19 protein-coding genes are annotated in these 19,408 nt (G+C 69.7%); 10 read left to right on the top strand and 9 right to left on the bottom strand.

The features are described from left to right. The first annotated feature begins 102 nt into the window (after positions 1-102). Positions 103-1,302, top strand: a complete 1,200-nt coding sequence (locus QMG86_RS20630; protein ID WP_281874210.1) for an MCE family protein — start codon at positions 103-105, stop codon at positions 1,300-1,302. On the opposite strand, the gene aztA is transcribed toward QMG86_RS20630, so the two are convergent. After that, positions 1,299-1,985, bottom strand: coding sequence for a zinc ABC transporter ATP-binding protein AztA (aztA, locus tag QMG86_RS20625; protein ID WP_281874208.1), 687 nt, complete (start codon positions 1,983-1,985; stop codon positions 1,299-1,301). The genes QMG86_RS20630 and aztA overlap by 4 nt on opposite strands. A gap of 57 nt (positions 1,986-2,042) precedes the next feature. Here aztA and aztB point away from each other — a divergent pair, with 57 nt between their 5' ends. The 6 genes from aztB (at position 2,043) to QMG86_RS20595 (ending at position 10,623) form a co-directional block, all read left to right on the top strand. After that, complete coding sequence (gene aztB / locus QMG86_RS20620) at positions 2,043-4,046, top strand: zinc ABC transporter permease AztB (RefSeq protein WP_281874206.1); 2,004 nt, start codon at positions 2,043-2,045, stop codon at positions 4,044-4,046. Then, positions 4,043-4,960, top strand: a complete 918-nt coding sequence (gene aztC, locus QMG86_RS20615; protein ID WP_281874204.1) for a zinc ABC transporter substrate-binding protein AztC — start codon at positions 4,043-4,045, stop codon at positions 4,958-4,960. The genes aztB and aztC overlap by 4 nt, the downstream gene beginning before the upstream one ends. Positions 4,961-4,991: 31 nt before the next feature. Beyond that, on the top strand, positions 4,992-6,155 hold the full coding sequence (aztD, locus tag QMG86_RS20610; protein ID WP_281874202.1) for a zinc metallochaperone AztD: 1,164 nt from the start codon (positions 4,992-4,994) through the stop codon (positions 6,153-6,155). An 83-nt stretch (positions 6,156-6,238) separates the two neighbouring features. Next, positions 6,239-7,147: a class A beta-lactamase gene (bla, locus tag QMG86_RS20605; RefSeq protein WP_281874201.1), complete on the top strand. Its 909-nt coding sequence runs from the start codon at positions 6,239-6,241 to the stop codon at positions 7,145-7,147. 241 nt (positions 7,148-7,388) lie between these two features. Next, positions 7,389-9,224: a hypothetical protein gene (locus tag QMG86_RS20600; protein ID WP_281874199.1), complete on the top strand. Its 1,836-nt coding sequence runs from the start codon at positions 7,389-7,391 to the stop codon at positions 9,222-9,224. A 274-nt stretch (positions 9,225-9,498) separates the two neighbouring features. Next, positions 9,499-10,623: an amidohydrolase family protein gene (locus tag QMG86_RS20595; RefSeq protein ID WP_281874197.1), complete on the top strand. Its 1,125-nt coding sequence runs from the start codon at positions 9,499-9,501 to the stop codon at positions 10,621-10,623. 36 nt (positions 10,624-10,659) lie between these two features. Here QMG86_RS20595 and QMG86_RS20590 read toward each other — a convergent pair whose 3' ends face one another. From QMG86_RS20590 to fabG, 4 genes are read right to left on the bottom strand one after another with little or no spacing between them, the layout of a single operon-like run. Further along, entirely contained in the window at positions 10,660-11,934 is a 1,275-nt protein-coding gene (locus QMG86_RS20590; RefSeq protein WP_281874195.1) for an ABC transporter substrate-binding protein, read from the bottom strand. Beyond that, positions 11,931-12,752, bottom strand: a complete 822-nt coding sequence (locus tag QMG86_RS20585; RefSeq protein ID WP_281874193.1) for a carbohydrate ABC transporter permease — start codon at positions 12,750-12,752, stop codon at positions 11,931-11,933. The genes QMG86_RS20590 and QMG86_RS20585 overlap by 4 nt, the downstream gene beginning before the upstream one ends. Beyond that, positions 12,742-13,608: a carbohydrate ABC transporter permease gene (locus QMG86_RS20580; protein ID WP_281874192.1), complete on the bottom strand. Its 867-nt coding sequence runs from the start codon at positions 13,606-13,608 to the stop codon at positions 12,742-12,744. Before QMG86_RS20580 ends, QMG86_RS20585 begins: the two co-directional genes overlap by 11 nt. A 55-nt stretch (positions 13,609-13,663) precedes the next feature. Beyond that, positions 13,664-14,416, bottom strand: a complete 753-nt coding sequence (gene fabG / locus QMG86_RS20575) for a 3-oxoacyl-ACP reductase FabG (RefSeq protein WP_281874190.1) — start codon at positions 14,414-14,416, stop codon at positions 13,664-13,666. A 164-nt stretch (positions 14,417-14,580) separates the two neighbouring features. Between fabG and QMG86_RS20570 the strand changes: the two genes are divergently transcribed. Then, a complete protein-coding gene (locus QMG86_RS20570; protein ID WP_281874188.1) occupies positions 14,581-15,051 on the top strand; it encodes an SRPBCC family protein in 471 nt (156 codons plus the stop codon). Positions 15,052-15,066: 15 nt separating this feature from the next. Here QMG86_RS20570 and QMG86_RS20565 read toward each other — a convergent pair whose 3' ends face one another. After that, on the bottom strand, positions 15,067-15,258 hold the full coding sequence (locus tag QMG86_RS20565) for a hypothetical protein (RefSeq protein ID WP_281874186.1): 192 nt from the start codon (positions 15,256-15,258) through the stop codon (positions 15,067-15,069). Positions 15,259-15,637: 379 nt separating this feature from the next. Here QMG86_RS20565 and QMG86_RS20560 point away from each other — a divergent pair, with 379 nt between their 5' ends. Beyond that, positions 15,638-16,195 carry a TetR/AcrR family transcriptional regulator gene (locus tag QMG86_RS20560; RefSeq protein ID WP_281874184.1) on the top strand — a complete coding sequence of 186 codons (558 nt, stop codon included), beginning with the start codon at positions 15,638-15,640 and terminating at the stop codon, positions 16,193-16,195. 196 nt (positions 16,196-16,391) lie between these two features. Here the strand turns inward: QMG86_RS20560 and QMG86_RS20555 are convergent, their stop codons facing one another. After that, a complete protein-coding gene (locus QMG86_RS20555) occupies positions 16,392-16,556 on the bottom strand; it encodes a hypothetical protein (protein WP_281874182.1) in 165 nt (54 codons plus the stop codon). Between the two features lie 190 nt (positions 16,557-16,746). On the opposite strand from QMG86_RS20555, the gene QMG86_RS20550 reads away from it, so the two are divergent. Then, positions 16,747-17,988, top strand: coding sequence for a PepSY-associated TM helix domain-containing protein (locus QMG86_RS20550; protein WP_281874181.1), 1,242 nt, complete (start codon positions 16,747-16,749; stop codon positions 17,986-17,988). Between the two features lie 8 nt (positions 17,989-17,996). On the opposite strand, the gene QMG86_RS20545 is transcribed toward QMG86_RS20550, so the two are convergent. Continuing rightward, on the bottom strand, positions 17,997-18,650 hold the full coding sequence (locus QMG86_RS20545; protein WP_281874179.1) for a LysM peptidoglycan-binding domain-containing protein: 654 nt from the start codon (positions 18,648-18,650) through the stop codon (positions 17,997-17,999). Between the two features lie 178 nt (positions 18,651-18,828). Beyond that, positions 18,829-19,383, bottom strand: coding sequence for a peptide deformylase (locus QMG86_RS20540; protein ID WP_281874177.1), 555 nt, complete (start codon positions 19,381-19,383; stop codon positions 18,829-18,831). Positions 19,384-19,408 lie beyond the last annotated feature (25 nt).

Below are 19,408 nucleotides of genomic sequence, written 5' to 3'. Positions count from 1 at the left end.
TGTCTGGACAGTACTACGGTTAGCGAGCGTCCGGCAAGACGCGGCCGCCGTCGCGCACGCCGGACGCCATGGCCGCGGGATGCGTGATCGGTGGATTCGACGATGAATTTCGGCAGGCAGACAATGCTGGTGACGTGGCGGCTCCTGCGGTTGAAGATCGCGGGCGCGGTGCTGATCCTGCTCGTCACCACGGTCGTCGTGGTCGCGGTGACGATGTACGCCGGGCGTTTCCGTGCGACGGTGCCCCTCACCGTCGAGACGTCGCGTACGGGACTGGTGCTCGACACCGACGCCAAGGTGCGCATGCGGGGCGTCGAGCTCGGCAGGGTGGACGCCGTGGAATTCCACGGTGATCGGGCGCGGGTGCGCCTCGCGCTCGATCCCGAACTGCTGCGGCTGGTGCCGGCCAACGCAACGGTGGACATCCGCTCCACCACCGTATTCGGTGCGAAATACGTGAATTTCGTCGTGCCGAGCATTCCTTCGCCGACTCCCATGCGCCCCGGATCGATGATTCGCGCGGAATCGGTGACGGTGGAATTCAACACGCTGTTCCAGCGTCTGAGCGACATCCTGGCGAAGGTCGAACCGGGAAAGCTCAACGCCACCCTGGCCGCGTTGGCCGCCGCGCTACAGGGACGCGGCGACCGGCTGGGCGATCTGCTCGCGCGCGCGGACGACTACCTGCGGCAGATCAACCCGAGCCTGCCCGCGCTGCGGCGTGATCTCTCCGCCGCCGGGCAGGTCACCGGCCTCTACGCCGACACCGCCCCGGATCTGCTGCGCACGGCGGACAACGCCACCGCGACCGGCCGGACGGTCGCCCAGGACGCGGAAGACCTGGACGCCGTGCTGCTCAGCCTCATCGGCCTGGCCGACACCACCCGGTCGACGCTGACGGACAACGAGCGGGACCTCGCCGCGGTGCCTGCGATCCTGCGACCGACCGCTTCGCTGCTCGACACGTATTCACCTGTGCTGTACTGCGTCGTGGTCGGCATCGCGACAGCGCTTCCCGCGGCCGAGGCCATCATCGGCGGTAACAAACCCGGGGCCATCTTCAACGCGAGCTTCATGTACGGGGCGCAGCCCTATGAATATCCGGACGACTTGCCGAAAGTGAACGCGACCGGGGGGCCGCGCTGCGGCGGGATCCTGGACCGGGTTCCCGGCAGCCACGCCGACTATGTGGTCACCGATACCAACGAAGGCGCCCCGTTCACCCCGTCCACCACGATTGCGCCCAACGCGCCCAAGGTCTTTCAGATCCTCTTCGCCGGAATGCCCGGCGTGCCGCGCTAGTCGACCGTCTCGGGGAGGCTTCCGCGCAGGACCGTGTGCGGATCGCCCTCGCCGATGACTCGGCCGTCCCGCAACAGCAGACAGTGGTCGGCGCGCAGGGCGTCCTCGCGGCTGTGTGTCGCGTGGACGACCGTCACGCCCTGCGCCCTGACGTGGCGGATCGCCTCGGTGATCTCCTGCCGGGCGGTGGCGTCCAGGCCGGTGGCCGGTTCGTCGAGCAGGAGCAAGTCGGACTCCTGCGCGAGTGCCTGTGCGAGCAGCGCGCGTTGACGCTGACCTCCGGAGAGGGTGTCGAGCCTGCGCTCGGCCAGGTCGGCGATGGCCATCCGGTCCAAGCACGCGCACACGACGGCGCGATCCTGCCGGGTGAGACGCCGCCATGCGCCGCGGTGCGCCCAGCGCCCCATGGCGACCGTCTCGCGGACGGTGATGGGCAGGGTCGCGGGTACCGCACTGTGTTGCACGACGAACGCCGGCCGCCGCAGATGTGTCCGCTGAACGGTGCCCTCGGTGGGCGTGATGACTCCGGCCAGGACCCCGAGCAGGGTGGATTTGCCGGAACCATTGGGTCCGACGAGGGCGGTCACTCGCCCGGCCGGGATCGCGGCGCTGAACGCGTGCAGCACGGGACGTCCTCGATAACCGGCCGTCACCTCGGCGACGTCGACAGCGGGCGGCGGCATGCGGGCTCCGATCAACTCATTGAAATGAAAACCGTTATCATTGTAGAGTGCTGCCTCATGGAGTGGTTGGCCCCGTTCGAGGTGTCGTTCGTGCAGCGGGCGCTGTGGGGCGGATTGCTCGTCTCGTGCCTGTGCGCGCTGGCGGGCACCTGGGTGGTGGTGCGCGGCATGGCGTTTCTCAGCGACGCGATGGCGCACGGCATGCTGCCCGGCGTCGCGATCGCCGCGTTGCTCGGCGGAAACCTGCTGGTGGGCGCGGCTTTCAGCGCCGCGGCCATGGCGGCCGGAGTCTCCGTGCTCGGCCGCGGCACCAGGTTCGCCGCGGACACCGGTATCGGACTGCTGTTCGTCGGGATGCTGTCCGCGGGCGTGATCATCGTGTCGCGATCGCCCTCGTTCGCGGTCGATCTGACCGGCTTCCTCTTCGGTGACGTGCTCGCCGTCGGTGAGCGGGATCTGTGGTATCTGGCGGCGGCTTCGGTGCTCGCGGCGGCGATCTCGCTGCTGGGCTACCGAGCGTTCGTCGCGCTCACCTTCGACTCGCGCACCGCGCACACCCTCGGACTGCGGCCCCGCGTGGCGAACGTGGCGCTGATCGCCCTGGTGACCCTGGCGATCGTCGCGTCGTTCCACATCGTCGGCACACTGCTGGTCTTCGGCCTGCTCATCGCCCCGCCCGCGGCGGCCGTCTACTGGGTGCACCGCATCCCGCTGATCATGCTCACCGCCGCGGCGCTCGGCGCGCTGGCCACCTTCGCCGGACTGCTGATCTCGTGGCACGCGCGCACCGCCGCGGGAGCGACCATCGCGGCGACCGCGGTCGCCCTGTTCTTCGTCTCGGCGCTGTCGTCCTGGCTTCGTGACCGGATCCGCTCCTTCCGCGTGACCCCGAAACCACTGGCGCTCGCGCTGGCGCTTGCCGCGATCATGCCCCTGATCGGTTGCGGGACAGACGAACCCGCGCCCGCCGCGCCCGCTCCGCACGGGTACGTGGCGGGTGCGGAGGAGACCGACGAGGCGCAGCCGCGTCTCGTCGCCGCCGACACCGTCACCGGCGCCGTGCGGGTGGTCGACCTCGTCACCGAGGACGTCCAGGATCTCGGCCGGATGGCAGGCGTCGACCGGGTGACCGCCGACGGGCGCTTCGCGTTCCTGTCCGCCCGCGACGGGGCGCGGATCGTGGACGCGGGCGCGTGGACGGTCGACCACGGCGACCACGTGCACTACTACCGCGCACCCGCCCGCGATCTCGGCGAGCTCACCGGTGGCCGGATATCCGCCGTGCATGCCGACAGCGCGGTCACGGCAGTGGCTTTCGAAACCGGTGGCACCACACTGCTGGACCGGTCCGCGCTCGGCGCGGGGTCGCGGACGGAGCGCGGTGCGATCGCGGACGGAGCCGCCGTGCCGTACGCCGAGCGTCTGCTCGTGGCCGTGCCGGCCGGTGGGCGGATCGAGGTCCGCACCCGGGACGGCGCGCCCGCCGAGGTGCTCGCGCAGCCGTGCCCGCATCCGCGCGGCTCGGCGGTGACCAGGCGGGGCGTCGTCTTCGGCTGCGCCGACGGTGCTTTGCTGGTGACGGCGCGGAACACGGTGTTCACCGGCGAGAAGATCCCCTACCCGCAGGGCACCGCGGACGACGAGCGCGCGGTCGAGTTCTTCCATCGGCCCGGCAGCGCGACGCTGGTGGCCGAGGCCGGACGGCGTGGCGTGTGGGTGCTCGACGTCAGGAGCAAGACCTGGACCGTCGTGGCGACCGGTCCGGTGGTCGCGGCGAACACGGCGGGGGAGGGCTCCGCTCTGCTGACCCTCACCGCCGACGGCTTCCTGCACGGCTACGACGTCGCGTCCGGCCGCGAGTCCGCCCCGGCGCGCCCGCTCATCGCACCGGTGCCCGACGGCGCGCCCTCGCCGCGGATCCTGGTGGACGAACACCGCGCCTACGTCAACGATCCCGCCGCGCGGGCGATCCACGAGATCGACTACACCGACAACCTGCGCACGGCGCGCACGTTCCGCCTCGACATCGCGCCCACCTCGATCGCGGAGACCGGCCGATGAGACACGCTGCCCGCTGGTTCGCGCCGCTCGTCGTCGCGCTGCTCGCGCTGACCGGATGCTCGATCGCAGGCGCGGACCGCGACCGCGTCGTTGTCACCACCAACATCCTCGGCGACCTCACCCGCGCCGTCGCGGGCGACGCGGTCGAGGTCACGGTGCTCATGCCGGCGAACGCGGACCCGCACTTCTTCGCCGTCTCCGCGCAGCAGGCGGCCGAGCTCGAACGCGCGAGTCTGATCGTCTACAACGGTCTCGGCCTCGAGGAGAGCGTGCTACGCAATGTCGAGGCGGCCGAGCAGGACGGGGTGGCGAGCGTAGCCGTCGGCGCGGCGATCGACCCCATCGGCTATACGACGGAGGATGCGGACGGGAGGCCGGATCCGCACTTCTGGACCGATCCGCGTCGCGTGCGCAGGGCGGTGGAGGTTATCCGGGACCGGATCGTCGACCGGGTTCCCGGCGTGGACGCCGCGGCCGTCCGCGCCGGAGCTGATCGCTACCTCGCCGAACTCGACCGGCTCGAGCGCTGGATGACCGAGCGGTTCGCCACGATCCCCGCCGAACGGCGGAAGCTGGTCACCAACCACCACGTCTTCGGTTACCTGGCACGGCGATTCGGCTTCGAGGTGGTCGGCGCGGTGGTCCCGGGCGGAACCACGCTCGCGTCACCGAGCCCGTCGGATCTTTCCGCCCTCGCAGGAACCATCCGCGCCGCCGGGGTGGGCGCGATCTTCGCCGACTCCTCGCAACCCGACCGCTTGGCCCGCGTGCTGGCCGAGCAAGCCGGTGTGCGCGTGCAGGTCATCTCCCTGTACTCCGAATCCCTCACCGAACCGGGCGGCGGTGCGGGCACCTACCTGGAAATGATGCGGGCCAACACGGAGGCGATCGTGCGCGGCCTCGCTGCCCCTTAGCGCCCAACCACCAACGAAGACGGAGTTACTCATGCCCGTTCGGTCACGAACCACGACATCGTCCGCTCTGATCGGCTTGCTGACCGTCGTGCTCGCCGGTTGCGGCGCCGACGCTTCCCCGGAAACGGAAGACCGGCGCGCACCGATCGCCGATCCCGTCGCGATCACCTACGACGGCGGGATCCACGTACTGGACGGAAACAGTCTCGCACTCGCGGCCACGGTCGAGCTCGACGGCTTCAACCGGCTCAACCCCGCGGGGGACGACCGTCACCTGATCGTCTCGACCAACGAGGGCTTCCGCGTCTTCGACGCCGCCACAGCCGAATTCACCGGCACCGACTTCCCCGGACCCCACCCCGGGCACGTGGTCCGGCATGCCGGGCGCACGGTGCTGTTCAGCGACGGCACCGGCGAAGTCGTCGCGTTCGATTCCGCCGATCTCGCCGGCGGGCGGCCGGGGACCTCCACCTACCGCGCCGCCGCCCCGCACCACGGCGTCGCGATCGAACTCGCCGGCGGCGACCTCGTCGTCACGCTCGGCACCGAGGAGAAGCGGACCGGAATCGTGGTGCTCGACAAGAACCGTGCCGAGAAGGCGCGCAACGAGGACTGCCCCGGCGTGCACGGGGAGGCGACGGCCGCGGGCGAGGCCGTGGTGATCGGCTGCGAGAACGGCGTGCTGATCTACCGCAACGGCGTCATCGCCAAAGTGACCAGCCCGACCGAGTACGGCCGGATCGGCAACCAGGCGGGCAGCGAAGTCTCGCCCGTCGTCCTCGGAGACTACAAGCAGGACAAGGACGCCGAACTCGAACGCCCGCAACGCGTCTCGCTGATCGACACGGCCACCGGCGCGTTGCGCCTGGTCGATCTGGGCACCAGCTACACCTTCCGCTCACTGGCCCGCGGCCCGCACGGCGAAGCGCTGGTCCTGGGCACCGACGGCCGCATTCACGTGATCGATCCCGGCGCGGGCGCCGTCGTGCGCACCATTCCGGTGACTGGCCCCTGGCAAGAGCCGCTGGAATGGCAGAAGCCCCGTCCCGCGCTGTTCGTCCGCGGCGGCACCGCATACGTCTCGGATCCCGCCGCGAAGCAGATCCACCGCGTCGACCTGGCCACCGGAGCGAAGACGGCGAGCGTCACGCTGCCGAGCACACCGAACGAAGTGAGCGGCGTGGTCGGGCACTGACGCGGGGCTCTCGTCGGTGGGGACGCAGGATAATCACCGTGGCCTGCTGGGTGCGCACCTGTGCCCCGAGTGAAAGGACGCGTATGCCATCGCCGCCCTGGAGAATCGGCCGTCGTGCGCTGTTGACCGCGGCGGCGCTGATACCGCTGGCCGGGTGCGCTACGGACCAGGCGTCGTCCTCCTCCGCTCCCGCAGTGCGGGCGGACGAGCGCCACGAACGCCTGATCGAACTGGAACGAAAGTTCGACGCCCGCTTGGGGGTCTACGCCCGCGCCACGGGGACGGGCGCCACCATCGCCCACCGCGCGGACGAACGATTCGCGTTCTGCTCGACCTTCAAGGGTGTGGCCGCGGCGGCGGTGTTGCAGCGCAACCCGCTGTCGCACTTGGATACCGTCGTCACCTACACCCGGGACGACCTGCTGAAGAACGCCTCCGTCACCCCACGCCACCTGGATACGGGTATGACGATCCGGCAACTGTGTGACGCCGCGATCCGCTACAGCGACGGCACCGCGGGCAATCTCCTGCTTCGCGATCTGGGTGGCCCCGCCGAGTTGACGGCGTACGCGCGGAGTCTGGGCGACACGGTCACCCGGATGGACCGGATCGAGCCCGCGATCACGGAAGCCACCCCGGGAGACCCGCGCGACACGACTTCGCCGAGGGCGTTCGGCGAGCTGTACCACCGCATCGTGGTGGGCGACGCGCTGCCTCCCGACAAACGTGACTTCCTGCGCGACCTGATGGAACGCAACGCGACCCCGGCCGGAGCCCAGCGGATCCGGGCCGGCGCACCGCAGGGCTGGACGGTGGCCGACAAGACCGGGACCGGTGACTACGGCACCCTCAACGACATCGCGATCGTGTGGCCCCCGGCTTCCGCGCCCCTCATCGTCGCCGTCATGTCCAGCAAGGCCGCCCGAGACGCCTCGTACGACCAAGCCCTCCTCGCCGAAGCCGCCGCGTACGTCATGGAAACTCTCACCTAGCGGGCTGACGCGGTAGTCGACCGAGTGCGGGTCCCGCTCGAAGGCGACCTCGACCGAGATCGACCTCCCGTGGACCGGCATCGCGGGCAGCGTCGCGCTGATCGAGGCGTTGCCGGCCGACACGGCATTGGAGATCGAGGAAGTGCAACCGTCGAGTGACCTGTCGTATCGGCGGGACCGGCAGTTCCCGTAGCCGCGCGGGGACGGATCCGCGGCCCGACCGCCGCTACGGTGGGATGGCATGGACACCGCTGTGCTCACCGAGCCGGAGTCGCCGCGCGTCCCTCGGGCGACGGCGCGGGGCCGGTTCCGGAGGATTCCGCACGTGCGGCCGGTAGTCGTCGTGGCCGGTTGCCTGCTCGTGTTGCAACTGGCGATCCGCTGGTGGGTGGCCGACAGCGGCTACTTCTATTGGGACGATCTCATCCTGGTCGGCCGCGCGGCCCGATTCGGGTTGTGGTCGACGGACCTGCTGCTGTACGACCACGACGGGCACTTCATGCCGCTGGCCTTCGCGATCGCATGGGCGGTGAACGCGGTGGCGCCGCTGGTCTGGGCGGGTCCCGTGGTGGTGCTGCTGCTCATGCAGCTCGGCGCGTCGGTTGCCGTGGTGCGCATGCTGCTGCTCCTCGCGGGCCCTCGATGGCCCATCTTGTTTCCGCTGGTCTTCTACCTGTTCTGCCCTCTGACGATCCCGGCGTTCGCCTGGTGGGCCGCCGCGCTGAACGCCGTGCCGCTGCAGTTCGCCCTCGCCTGGGTGATCGGCGACGCGGTGCTGCTGGTCCGGACCGGGCGGCGCCGGTACGCGCTGTCCGGGATCGCGGTGTCGGCGCTGGCGCTGCTGTTCTTCGAGAAGTCCGCGGTCGTGCCGTTCGTTGCGTTCGCCGTCGCGGCGCTGGCCCGCTACGTCGACGGCGGCGCGAACCCGATTCGGGTGGTGGCGCGGCGGGGCGCGCCGCTGTGGGCCGGGGCGGGCGCGGTCCTGGCCTGCTGGTCGATCGCCTATCTCGTGGTGGTCGACGGTCCCGGCTTGCCCGACGGGTGGGACGAGTTGCGCGACCTGCTGCCCGGCGCCGCGTCGCTGGGGATCGTGCCGGCCCTGTTCGGCGGGCCCTGGGTGTGGGAGCGGTGGCTACCGTCCACGCCGTGGGCGGATCCGCCCGGGTGGGCGGTGGTAGCGGCCTGGCTCGCGCTGGTCGCCGTCGTGGTGGTGACGATGCGCGCCCGGCAGCGGATCGCGGCGGTCTGGCTGACGGCCGCGGCCTACGTCCTGATCGCGCAGCTGGCCGTGGCGCTGGCCCGCGGCGGACCGAACACCGCGGGGGAGTTGATGCAGTCGCTGCGCTATTTCGCCGACACGGCGGTGGTACTGGCGGCCGCGGGTGCGCTCGTGCTGCGGGCCCGTCCCCGGCCGTCCCGGGGACCGGCACTCCCGGGTCGGCCCGTGACTGTCGCCCTGACAGTGGTGTTCGTCGTCAGCAGTCTCTGGTCCACCTGGACCTTCGTGCGGTCGTGGCGCGTCGGGCCGACCGAGTCCTATATCACCACCGTGAAATCGGGCCTGAGCGCGTGGGACGGCGCGCCCCTGCTCGAGCAGGAAGTGCCGTGGAATGTGCTGAATCCCTTGGCCTATCCGCAGAATCTGACCAAGAACGTGCTGGCGCCCGTGGCCGCCCCCGGCACGTTCGCGGACTCGACACCGCACCTGCGGATGATCACCGACAGCGGCGCGATCGTCGACGCGGCGGTCTGGTGGAACCGGATCATCCTGCCCGGACCGGAGCCCGGCTGCGGGCACCGCATCGACGGCTCCGCCCCGGCGCGCCTGCCGCTCGACGGCCCGATGCTCGACAACAAATGGACAGCGCAACTCAACTACCTCGCCAGCCGCGACGGCCGGATCACCGTCGCGCTGGAACACGGCGAAGCGGTCACGGCGCCGGTCCGGAAAGGCCCGAACACCGTGTTCGTTCGTCTCATAGGCAGCGGGTCCGCACTCCGGATCGCCGCCACGACACCGGACTTGAACCTGTGCGTCGGCGTCGGACCGATCGGTGTCGCCTCCTACGACAACTGAACCGCCACACCGTTTCCGGTGCCGCGCGATCGTCCGGCCGCCGCGCGACCCACTTCGCCTGCTCCCGCGTCCCGATCGCGCGGGGCGTGGCTGCGGTTGAGCCTGAACGCACGGGAGATGTCTGATGACCTCCACGGTGCTGAAGATTTCCTCACCTGAGCCTTGACGATGATTTCGTCGTAGTTGATGATTTCATCGGATGCTGTGGTGACGGAGACGGTGACGAGCGTCGACGGCTCGGTCCGCTTCCCCGTCCGGACAAGTGAGGACTTCGATGACCGTTTCCCGATTCCGCAGGACGATGACCAGGCGTGGGGCACTGAGCGGCGCCCTCGCGGGAACGCTGGGCGCGGCCGCGACCGCGGCGATCGCTCGCGCGAACCCGGTTCGAACCCGGCAACCTGCGCCGTCGGGCACCTACCGGATCGACCTGCACGCGCATTTCCTCCCGCCGGACTACCGCGCGGCGTTGCTCGACCACGGTCACGTCACGATCGGCGGATACCCGACCCCGGACTGGTCGCCGGAACACGCGCTGGCGTTCATGGACTACTACGGCATCCAGGCGCAGGCGCTGTCGGTGTCCGACCCCGGCGTGTCGTTCCTGCGCGGAAAAGAGGCCAGCGACCTGGCCCGTTATTGCAACACCTACGCGGCGGGACTGTTGCGGACGCATCCCGAACGTTTCGGCGCCTTCGCCGTGCTGCCGATGCCCGATATCCCCGCCGCCATCGCGGAGGCCGTCTACGCGCTGGACGAACTGCGGCTCGACGGTGTGGTCCTGCTGTCCGCCTACGACGGCAGCTACCTCGGCGACCCCCGTTTCGAGCCGTTGCTGATCGCGTTGAACCAACGCAACGCCTACGTCTTCGTGCACCCGGCGGCCATCCCCGCCGATGCCAAACCGAAGCTGCCGCTGCCGGATTTCCTCGAGGAATTCACCTTCGACACCACCCGGGCGGCGACCTTGATGATGGTCACGGGCATGACGCAGCGCTACCCGAACATCCGTTTCCAGCTGGCGCACGCGGGCGGGACGCTCCCGTTCCTGTCCCACCGCGTCGGCGTGGCCGCGCAAACGGTGATCGGCGAACTGTGGCCCGCGGACCTGCCCCGGCCGTCGATCCTCGACACGCAACGCCAGATCGCGAACTTCTACTACGACACCGCGCTCAGCGGATCGGCCGCGGCGATGGCGAGCGTGCTCGCGGTCAGCTCCCGCGACCACGTCGTCTTCGGTTCGGACTGGCCATTCAGCGCGCTCACCCTGCCGCAATCGGGCACCCACGATCCCGCTCCCGGCCTCAGCGACATCTTCGACGCCGATCAGCGGATGGAGGTCGAACGGATCAACCCGTTGCGGCAGTTGCCCCGGCTGGCCGCGGCGGTCGACGCGTGAGCGACCGTCGCCGCACGCCAGAGGGGCTGCGGTCGCTCAGTTCCGCGCGACCGCCTCCTCGGCCGCGGCGCGGGCACGTGACAGCGCCTCCGGCACCGGAATCCGGCCCAGATACATTTCGGCGAGGATCGGGTCGACGGCGCGCAATGCGGCCGGGAAACCCGGCCCGCCACCGGAAGAGATGCGCGGGCCGCGCAGCACGTCGAAGAAGGGGGCGACGTCGACCCCCTTCCCGGCCCAGTAGTCGCGATAGCGCTGCTGTTCGGAGACGACTGCCGGGATGATCGCGCCGCCTTCGGCCAGAAAGCGATTTCCCGGGCCGCTGCCGAGCCAGGCCAATACCCGGCGTACCGCGTCCGGATGCCGGGTGGCCGCGTTACCGGCGACGCCGATCGCGTTGTTCGTGCTCACCCGCCCGGCCGGGCCCGCGGGCAGCAACGCGACGCCCCAGGCGAAGCGGGCCTGCTCGGCGATCTGGGCGAGATTGAACGTTCCGGACTGGAACAGCGCCAGTTTTCCTTGCAGGAACGCGTTCTTCGCGAAGTCGGGATTGGTGTTGGTGTCCGCGGGCGAGGGCGTGAGTCCGTCGGCGATCAACCGCACCAGATAGTCGAACGCCGCCACGCCCTGCGGGCTGTCGAAGACGAAGTGATCGCGATCGTCCTGGAAGCGTGCTCCCGCCGAGCCCAGATAGGGCAGTTCGACGGACTGGAAGTCGCGGCCCCCGTTGTAGGCGTACGGGGCGACCGCCGCCAACCGGCGCAACAGCGGGCGTAAGGCCTCGTCGCCGTCCGGATTCCACCGCAGCGCGTTCAGCTCCGCGGGATCCACGCGCGCGGCCGCGAGCAAGTCGCGGTTGTAGTAGACCGCTGTCCCGGCATCGACGAATTGCGGGACAGCCCAGAGTTTTCCGTCGCGGGTGTACTGCGCCACCGCCGACGGGTCCCAGGCTGTCACGGCCTCGGGACCGAGTGCCGCCCCGATGTCGATCAAGCGTCCGGCGTCGGCGTAGTCCTCGTACAGATTGGTCCAGAACAGGTCGTCGGCGGTGCCTCCGGCCACGTCCAATCGCAGCTTCTGCTGATACGACGACCACGGCACCACCGTGATCCGCACGTCGATGTCCGGATTCGCCTGTTCGAATTCCGCGAGCGAGGCACGATAGGCGGGGACGAGGCTCTCGTCCCAGATCCGCAGCCCCAGGACCGTGCGGCCGGACCCGTCGCCGTCGCGGCCGAGCCACAGGACGGCCGCGACCAGCAGCACCGCGGCGAGCGCGAGGGCGACCACCACGCGGGTCGAGGTCCTCATTTCACTCCCGTCCACGCGATCGAGCGCAGCACCTGCCGCTGGAAGATCACGAACAGCACCACCAGCGGCGCGATGGCCAGTGTCGTGGCCGCCATCACCAGCGTCCACTGCGCGTTGTACCGGGTCTGCAGGTTCGCCGTCGCCACGGTCAGCACCTGCCACGAGCGCCCGCTGCTCGCGACCAGCGGCCACATGAAGTTGTTCCATTGCGAAACGATCGTGATCAGCGTCAAGGTCGCCAGCACCGGCCTGCTCATCGGCACCATCACGTGCACGATGATGTCGAGGGTGTTCGCGCCGTCGAGCCGCGCCGCCCCGATCAGCTCCTGCGGGATCGCCCGGAAGTACTGACGCAGCAGGAAGATCGCGTAGGGCGAGCCGAATACGAACGGCAGCACCAGCGCCCAGAACGTGTTCAGCAGGTCCAGTTGCGCGAACATCAGATAGAGGGGGATGAGCGTCACCATCGGCGGCACCATCATGGTGGCCAGGTACATCCAGAACAACGCGTCCCGGCCCGGGAATTCGGTGCGCGCGAACGCGTATGCCGCCAGCACCGAGGTGACCAGCTGGCCCCCGGTGACGAACGCCGTCATCAGGGCGGTCACCAGCACCGCCCGCCCGAATCCGTAGTCCAGCACAGTCCGGAAGTTCTCCGCGGTGATCGGATGCGGAAGGGCCAGCGGCGATCCGGTGGCGAACTGCTCGGGCGTCTTGACCGCCGTGAGCGCACTGAGCAGCAGGGGAGCTACGGTCAGCAGAGCCCCGGCGGAGAGCGCCGCGTAGGCCGCCGCCGAACGAAGGCGATCAGAACTCATAGGTGGTCCGATTCCGGAAGTAGCGGTGCTGCGCCATGGTGATCGCGAACATCACCGCGAACACCACGAGCGCCATGACGGCGGCGCGGCCCGGACGCGCCGCGTCGAACGCTTCGGTGAAGATCCGCATCGCGAGGACGTCCGTGCGATCGCCCGGCCCGCCCTTGGTCAGCGCGTACACCGTGTCGAAGGTCTGGAACGCGCTCAGCACGCCGGTGACCAGGACGAAGAACATGGTGGGACGCAGCAGCGGAAGGATCAGCCAGCGAATCCGCCGCCAGCCGGTGGCACCGTCCAGCGCTCCCGCGTCGAGTATTTCGCTCGGTATCGCGCGGATCCCGGCTACGAAGAACAGCGCCACGTACCCGAAGTTCGCCCATACGCTCACCGCGGCCACCGACGGCAGCGCCAGCGCCGGATCCGACAACCACTCGACGCGCCGGCCGAGTACGGCGTTGACGGCGCCACCGGTGGGCGCGAACATCCACTGCCACACCACACCCACCGCCACCGGCGCGCACATCCACGGCAGCGTGTACATGACCCGCAGGCTCGTCGCGCCGCGCCGTCGCGCCAGCAACGCCGCGACCGCGAAACCCAGCACGGTCTGCGCGGGCACCACGATCGCGGTCAGCGCGAGCGTCACCAGCAGGGCATGGCCGAACGCGGCGTCGGTCAGCACCGAGCGCCAGTTGCGCAGGCCCACGAAATCCAGCGGCCCCAACAGGTTCCAGCTGTGCAGACTGAGCCAGGCCACCACCAGGATCGGCGCGATCAGGAACGCGCCGACGCCGAACAGGCTCGGCAGCAGCAGAACATAACTCGTCACGCTACGACGAGCCCCAAGCCGGTTCATGTGCTGCGACGTTACCGCCCCCGCCCACCTCCACCCCGCGGGCGGGGCGGCGTCGTCAGTCGGTCGGACCGCCCGCCACGTAGATCACCTGGCCGGATACGAAACCGGCGCCCTCGCTGACGAGGAACGAGGCGGTGTGCGCGATGTCCTCCGGAGTTCCCACGCGCTGCACGGGAATCTGCGCGGCGGCCGCCTTCTGGAAGTCCTCGAACGAGACGCCGACGCGCTCGGCGGTGGCGGCGGTCATGTCGGTGACGATGAATCCGGGCGCGATGGCATTGGCCGTCACGCCGAACTTGCCCAGCTCGAAGGCCAGGGTCTTGGTGAAGCCCTGCAGGCCGGCCTTCGCCGCCGAGTAGTTGGCCTGGCCGCGATTGCCGAGCGCCGAGGTGCTGGACATGTTCACGATCCGCCCCCACTTCTGCTCGACCATGTACTTCTGCACCGCGCGGGTGAGCAGGAATGCGCCACGCAGGTGCACGCCCAGCACCGCGTCCCAATCCGCGACGCTCATCTTGAACAGCAGGTTGTCGCGCAGGATGCCCGCGTTGTTCACCACGACGGTCGGCGCGCCGAGCTCGTTCTCCAGCTGCTGGACGGCGGCGGCGACCGATTCCTCGTCCGACACGTCGGCGCCGAGCGCGCGGGCCTGCCCGCCCGCCTCGGTGATCGCGCGGACCGTATCGGCGCAGGCTGCCGCGTCGAGGTCGAGCACGCCGACCCGAAGCCCGTCCGCCGCCAAGCGCTTGGCGATCGCCGCGCCGATCCCTCGTGCGGCGCCGGACACTACTGCAACTCGCTCGCCCATGAGCGCGTCCCTTCGTCGGTCGGATATCGGATCAGTCATACCGCACCGGCCCGCCGTCGTGTCCGGGACCGGCCGTCGATCTCGGGGCCCGGATCGGCGCGGAATTTCCACCGGTCTCGAGCAGAAGGCTTGCCCAGCTCTCGGCCCGATGCTTCGATCGGCACGTGACCGACCAGAACGAGGTTCCCCGTATCGTCAGCGCCAGCCGCGAGATCAACGCGGGCCCGGCGGACATCTTCGAGCTCATCGCCGATCCCGCCGAGCAGCCGCGCTGGGACGGCAACGACAACCTGGCCGAGGCCGCGACCGGGCAGCGGGTGCGCGCAGCCGGTGCGGTGTTCAGCACGACGCTGACCAACGGAGCGGTGCGCGACAATCACGTCGTGGAGTTCGCCGAGGGCAGCCGCATCGCGTGGCGCCCGTCGGAGCCCGGGAAGGAGCCGCCCGGCCACCTCTGGCGCTGGGAGCTCGAGCCGGTGGGCGAGGGCCGCACCCGGGTCACGCACACCTATGACTGGACGTCGCTCACCGACGAGAAGCGCCAAGTCCGCGCTCGCGCGACTACCGCGGACAAACTCTCGGCCTCCCTCGACCGCCTCGCCGCACTCGCCGAGCAGCAAGCGGTTTCGTCCTAACGGTAACCGATCGCGTCAGCGCGGGCCGGCGGATCGGGCCGGCAGCAAGCCGATCAGTCCGGCTTCCTGTCCTTGGGTGCTGATCATATCGCGGGCGGTCTGCTCGACCACGCCGCCGTGCAACAGGCGATCCGCGGCCTGCGCCATCTGGATGCCGCCGACGGTCGCGCACGAGCGCCGGACCCAGCTGGTGATGGACGAAGTCATGGACATACCGGCCCTCGGCGGTGAGGGCGCCTTTCCCGTGTGCCCGGTTACGGTCCCGTGCGATCTCGGACGGCTGTGGTCGGCTCCGAGCGTGGGCTGGTGCGGCTGTCGTGGTGGTGACAGCGTCGTGGTGTCCGAACGATCCGGTAGGGCGTGGTGGCGTCGAAGGAGCGCCGGATCCGGCGCGGCGCGACGGCGTCCCTACCCGCCGAGTCGAGCCGATCCGGCTCCGTCGCCGTGCCGGACACTATTGTCCGGTATCGAACGTAGTGTGCGCGAGGTGACGGCCGCGCGTCAGTGGGGGTGCGGCTCGTACCGCCCGTTCCCGGGCGTTCGGCGCGGTGCGGGCGGTCCGTCCCGGTCCGGTAACCTTGCCCGAATGACCTCGCCACGCCGTGTGAACAGGGGGCCGAAGGCGGCGGCCGGCAACCGGGCGGCCTTGATCCAGGCGGCGCGAGAGGTCTTCGCCGACAGCGGATTCGACGCGCCGTTCAGCTCCATCGCGCGGGCCGCGGGAGTCGGGCAGGGCGTGCTCTACCGGCACTTCCCGACCCGGGAGAGCATCGCGCTGGCGGTGTTCGAGGAGAACATCGACGGCATCGAGGCGCTGGCGGCCGATCCCGCGGTCACCGTGGACGATCTGCTGGCGATCATGGTCGACCAGATCACCACCTCGGCGGCCTTCATCGCGATGATCCATCCCACCAACACCGAGGACATGCGCCTGTTCGAGGTGGCGCGACGGCTGATCACCCTCATCGCGGAGAAGCTCGAGGACCCGGCTCAGCGCGGCACGATCAGTGCGGACATCACCACCGCGGACGTGGTCCTGGCGCTGGCGATGCTCGCGGCCGTGCTGTCGAAGACCGACGCGCAATCGAAGAAGGAGACCGCCCGGCAGGCGTGGGCGTTGCTGGACCGCGCGCTGCACGACTGACGGCGAGGGAGCGCGTGGCAGTGCGCGTTCAGCACGAGCGATCGATCGACGTGAGCGCGTCTGCGACCCGGTCGAACGAACGGATGATGCGCAGCAGGCCGTTGGCGAATTCCCGTTGTCCGACGTCTATTCCGGTTTCCGACGACCAGCGGGCGAGCAATCGGTGTACCGTGGCGTCGGCGCCGCGGGTGCGTAGTCACACCGCGGCGGCACGTGTGTGCCGCTGTGCCGGACCGTGCACGGCGACAACGCTTTCGGCGGTATGTGCGGCGGAGTCGGTGATGATGTCGACCAGTTCGACGGGTTCGTCGGCGAGCCCGATCGGATCGTGGATCTGCGCGATCTCGGCGGTGATCGCCATGTGGTCGATGCAGCAGCGCAGCAGGAGGGCCAGCCGGCGCAGGTGTCCGGAAGCGGGCGGACCGGCGCGCCTGCGGGGATGAGGCTCGCCAAGCGGTGCCGGATGGGGTGACCTCGCGTGCAACGGGGTCGGCCGGGCGATGCGTCCTGCCTGCGCTGGGAAGGCCGGGTTTTGAAGTTAGCCTATCCTTATGAACGCGACCGCGGTGATGCCCGAGCCTGGCAAGCGGATCGTCGCAGCGCGCAGGCGAGCCCGGAAACCGGTGCGCCGCAGGCTGATCATGATCCACCGCTGGTCGGCGTTGCTGCTCGGGCTGGTCCTGGTGATCCAGTCCACCTCGGGCGCGATCCTGCTCTACCACGCCGAACTGTTCCGGGCCCAGCACGCCTCGTTCTATCGGCACACCGACGGACCGCCGGTGCTCGACAGCGAGCAGGCCGTCGCGCTGGTTCGTGCCGCCGATCCCGATTTCGACGTCGGCTGGGTCGGCACCGACGGCGGTGTGCTCGTGATCGGGAACATCGACTACACCGCCGCCTACTCCGTCGATCCCGGCACCGGGTCGATCAACGAGCGGGTGCGGCTGACCGACGGACTCTTGGGCTGGCTGGCCAATCTGCACAACTGCGCCTTCGGCTGTGCGCGGTACTCCGGCGCGATCCCGGTCCTGGAGAGCAAGGCGCCGGTCATCCACATCAAATGGGGGGCAGTGATCGTGGGCTCGCTCGGCCTCCTGCTGGTATCGCTCGCGGTGTCCGGTGCGGTCATCTGGTGGCCGTCGCTCAAACGGCTGCGCCATGGGTTCCGGGTCCGGCTGGGAAAGGGCCGCTTCGCCCGGGACCGCGACCTGCACAACCTGATCGGCATCATCGCCGTGCCGTTCCTGCTGGTGTGGGGCATCACCGGCATCACCATCGAATGGCCTGCCGTGCAACGCGCCTGGCTGGTCGCCACCGGCGGGAACGCCGTTCTCGAACGCACCGAGAAGTCGTTCGTGCCGCGGTCCGGCGGTGCGGGCCGGGCCCCTCTCTCCCTCGGCGAGGCCGGTGAGATCGCGCACCGGGCCGCGCCGGGCCGGCTCGCCTACCTCGTGCTACCCACGGATACCACCCCGTACTACCGCGCCACGGTCGCCGGCGCCTATTCCCCGCGCGAGCACCGCCTGTTCTACAGCGGCGACGTGCTGGTCTACGTGAACGCCTACGACGGCTCCGACATCAAGGTGGTCGACGCGAGCCATGACCGGCCGCTGGCGAACACGTTCTACGCCAAAGTCTTCGAGCCCGCCCACTTCGGCTGGCTGGTGAACGGCTGGTGGCGGCTGATCTGGCTTGCTCTCGGACTGACTCCGCTCGCCCTCGCCGTCACCGGTCTGTCGACCTGGCTGGTACGGCACCGGACCCGGCGCCGCGGCAACCGCGCGGCGACGTAATCGAGGAGCTACGACGGGAAGTAGATCACCTGGCCCGCGAAGATCGTGTCGGGGTCGCCGATGTGGTTCGCCGCCGCGGCGACCCCGACGCGGGTGTCCAGATCACCGGTGCCGTACACATGGCGGCACATCGTGCGCAACGTATCGCCCGCGACGCTTCGGCGGCGGTTCAGGCCGGGCACGACGAGCACGTGGCCGGGCGCCGGTTCGGCGCCCGAAAGGTGGTTCGCCAGTTCGATCACCAGCGCGAGATGCTCGTCGCCGTACCAGCGTTCGGCCAGAATCGCGAGGGTCTCGCCTTCGACGACCGTATGGTGGCCGACGTCGCCCAGTTCCGGAATGTGCAACCAGGCGCCCGGCTGTATTTCCCGTTGTGCCACACCGTTGACGACTTCCCAGATCAACTGCACGCCGGTGTCCTCGGTGCCGTAGTAGCGCTGGGTGATCTGCCTGCGCGTAGCGGTGGAGTCGGTCGTGGTGACGAGATGCCGCCGCGTGATGTAGGGAATCCAGAGTTGCTGTCCGACATCGATCGAATCCGGGTCGGCGAGGTGGTTCTGGCGCGCGATCGCCGGGAACAGGCTGCTGTCCCCGTACTCGCGATGCGCGATCCCGGAGAGGGTGTCGCCGGGGTGGACTTCGTATTTCTTCAACTGTTCCACCTACTCTGATCGGGCGGCGAATGTCGCCGCGACTGCGTTCCTGCGGAATCTCTCGTCGCCGCCGGTGGCGTCGGGCCGACCGCGGACATCCGCGGGGTGTTTCCGCACCACCGAATGCTCGCCGGGATCGGCGGCGCGATCGTGAGTAGCCGACTACTCGTTTCCCGGGCACCTGGGATCACGGGGTATCCGTGCCGGGAAGCCAACTGTTGCCGGGCTGGGTCCAGTGCCGGTCTTTGATCATGCGACGGGCGGCTCGCTTGTTTCTGCCGAGGAGGCGTTCCAGATAGAGACGGCCGGCGAGGTGGTCGGTCTCGTGCTGGAGACAGCGGGCGAGGTAGCCGGTGGCTTCGACGGTGACAGAGCGCCCGGTCCGGTCGACGCCGGTGACCTCGGCCCAGTGCGCCCGCCCGGTGGGATACCACTCGCCCGGCACGGACAGGCACCCCTCCAAGTCGTCGGGATCCGGCATCGTCTCCGGGAGCGGGGAGGTCCGCAGGACCGGATTGATCACGTGGCCCCGGTGCCGCAGGCCCCCGTCGACCAAGTCGTAGACGAACACCGCCCGTGGGTCCGCGATCTGGTTGGCGGCGAGGCCTGCCCCATCGGCGGCGGTGTTGGTGTCGAACAAGTCGTCGACGAAAGCGGCGAGGTCGTCGTCGAAAACGGTGACGGGGATCGCCGGCGTGGTCAGCCGCGGATCACCGGCGATGAGGATCGGTCGGACAGTCATGTTCGAGAGGGTACTCAAATACGAG

The sequence above is a fragment of the Nocardia sputorum genome (genome assembly GCF_027924405.1).
GTDB lineage: Bacteria > Actinomycetota > Actinomycetes > Mycobacteriales > Mycobacteriaceae > Nocardia > Nocardia sputorum.
This window is presented reverse-complemented; position numbering and strand designations above follow the sequence as displayed.

Bases quoted from the DNA above. Each gene is read 5' to 3' on its own strand.
- QMG86_RS20560 (WP_281874184.1), top strand. From the start codon at position 15,638: ATGACCTCGCCACGCCGTGTGAACAGGGGGCCGAAGGCGGCGGCCGGC.
- QMG86_RS20600 (WP_281874199.1), top strand. From the start codon at position 7,389: ATGGACACCGCTGTGCTCACCGAGCCGGAGTCGCCGCGCGTCCCTCGG.
- aztB (WP_281874206.1), top strand. From the start codon at position 2,043: ATGGAGTGGTTGGCCCCGTTCGAGGTGTCGTTCGTGCAGCGGGCGCTG.
- QMG86_RS20585 (WP_281874193.1), bottom strand. From the start codon at position 12,752: ATGAGTTCTGATCGCCTTCGTTCGGCGGCGGCCTACGCGGCGCTCTCC.
- QMG86_RS20580 (WP_281874192.1), bottom strand. From the start codon at position 13,608: ATGAACCGGCTTGGGGCTCGTCGTAGCGTGACGAGTTATGTTCTGCTG.
- aztC (WP_281874204.1), top strand. From the start codon at position 4,043: ATGAGACACGCTGCCCGCTGGTTCGCGCCGCTCGTCGTCGCGCTGCTC.
- QMG86_RS20590 (WP_281874195.1), bottom strand. From the start codon at position 11,934: ATGAGGACCTCGACCCGCGTGGTGGTCGCCCTCGCGCTCGCCGCGGTG.
- QMG86_RS20630 (WP_281874210.1), top strand. From the start codon at position 103: ATGAATTTCGGCAGGCAGACAATGCTGGTGACGTGGCGGCTCCTGCGG.
- QMG86_RS20555 (WP_281874182.1), bottom strand. From the start codon at position 16,556: ATGGCGATCACCGCCGAGATCGCGCAGATCCACGATCCGATCGGGCTC.
- QMG86_RS20540 (WP_281874177.1), bottom strand. From the start codon at position 19,383: ATGACTGTCCGACCGATCCTCATCGCCGGTGATCCGCGGCTGACCACG.
- bla (WP_281874201.1), top strand. From the start codon at position 6,239: ATGCCATCGCCGCCCTGGAGAATCGGCCGTCGTGCGCTGTTGACCGCG.
- aztD (WP_281874202.1), top strand. From the start codon at position 4,992: ATGCCCGTTCGGTCACGAACCACGACATCGTCCGCTCTGATCGGCTTG.
- QMG86_RS20550 (WP_281874181.1), top strand. From the start codon at position 16,747: ATGAACGCGACCGCGGTGATGCCCGAGCCTGGCAAGCGGATCGTCGCA.
- QMG86_RS20595 (WP_281874197.1), top strand. From the start codon at position 9,499: ATGACCGTTTCCCGATTCCGCAGGACGATGACCAGGCGTGGGGCACTG.
- QMG86_RS20565 (WP_281874186.1), bottom strand. From the start codon at position 15,258: ATGACTTCGTCCATCACCAGCTGGGTCCGGCGCTCGTGCGCGACCGTC.
- fabG (WP_281874190.1), bottom strand. From the start codon at position 14,416: ATGGGCGAGCGAGTTGCAGTAGTGTCCGGCGCCGCACGAGGGATCGGC.
- aztA (WP_281874208.1), bottom strand. From the start codon at position 1,985: ATGCCGCCGCCCGCTGTCGACGTCGCCGAGGTGACGGCCGGTTATCGA.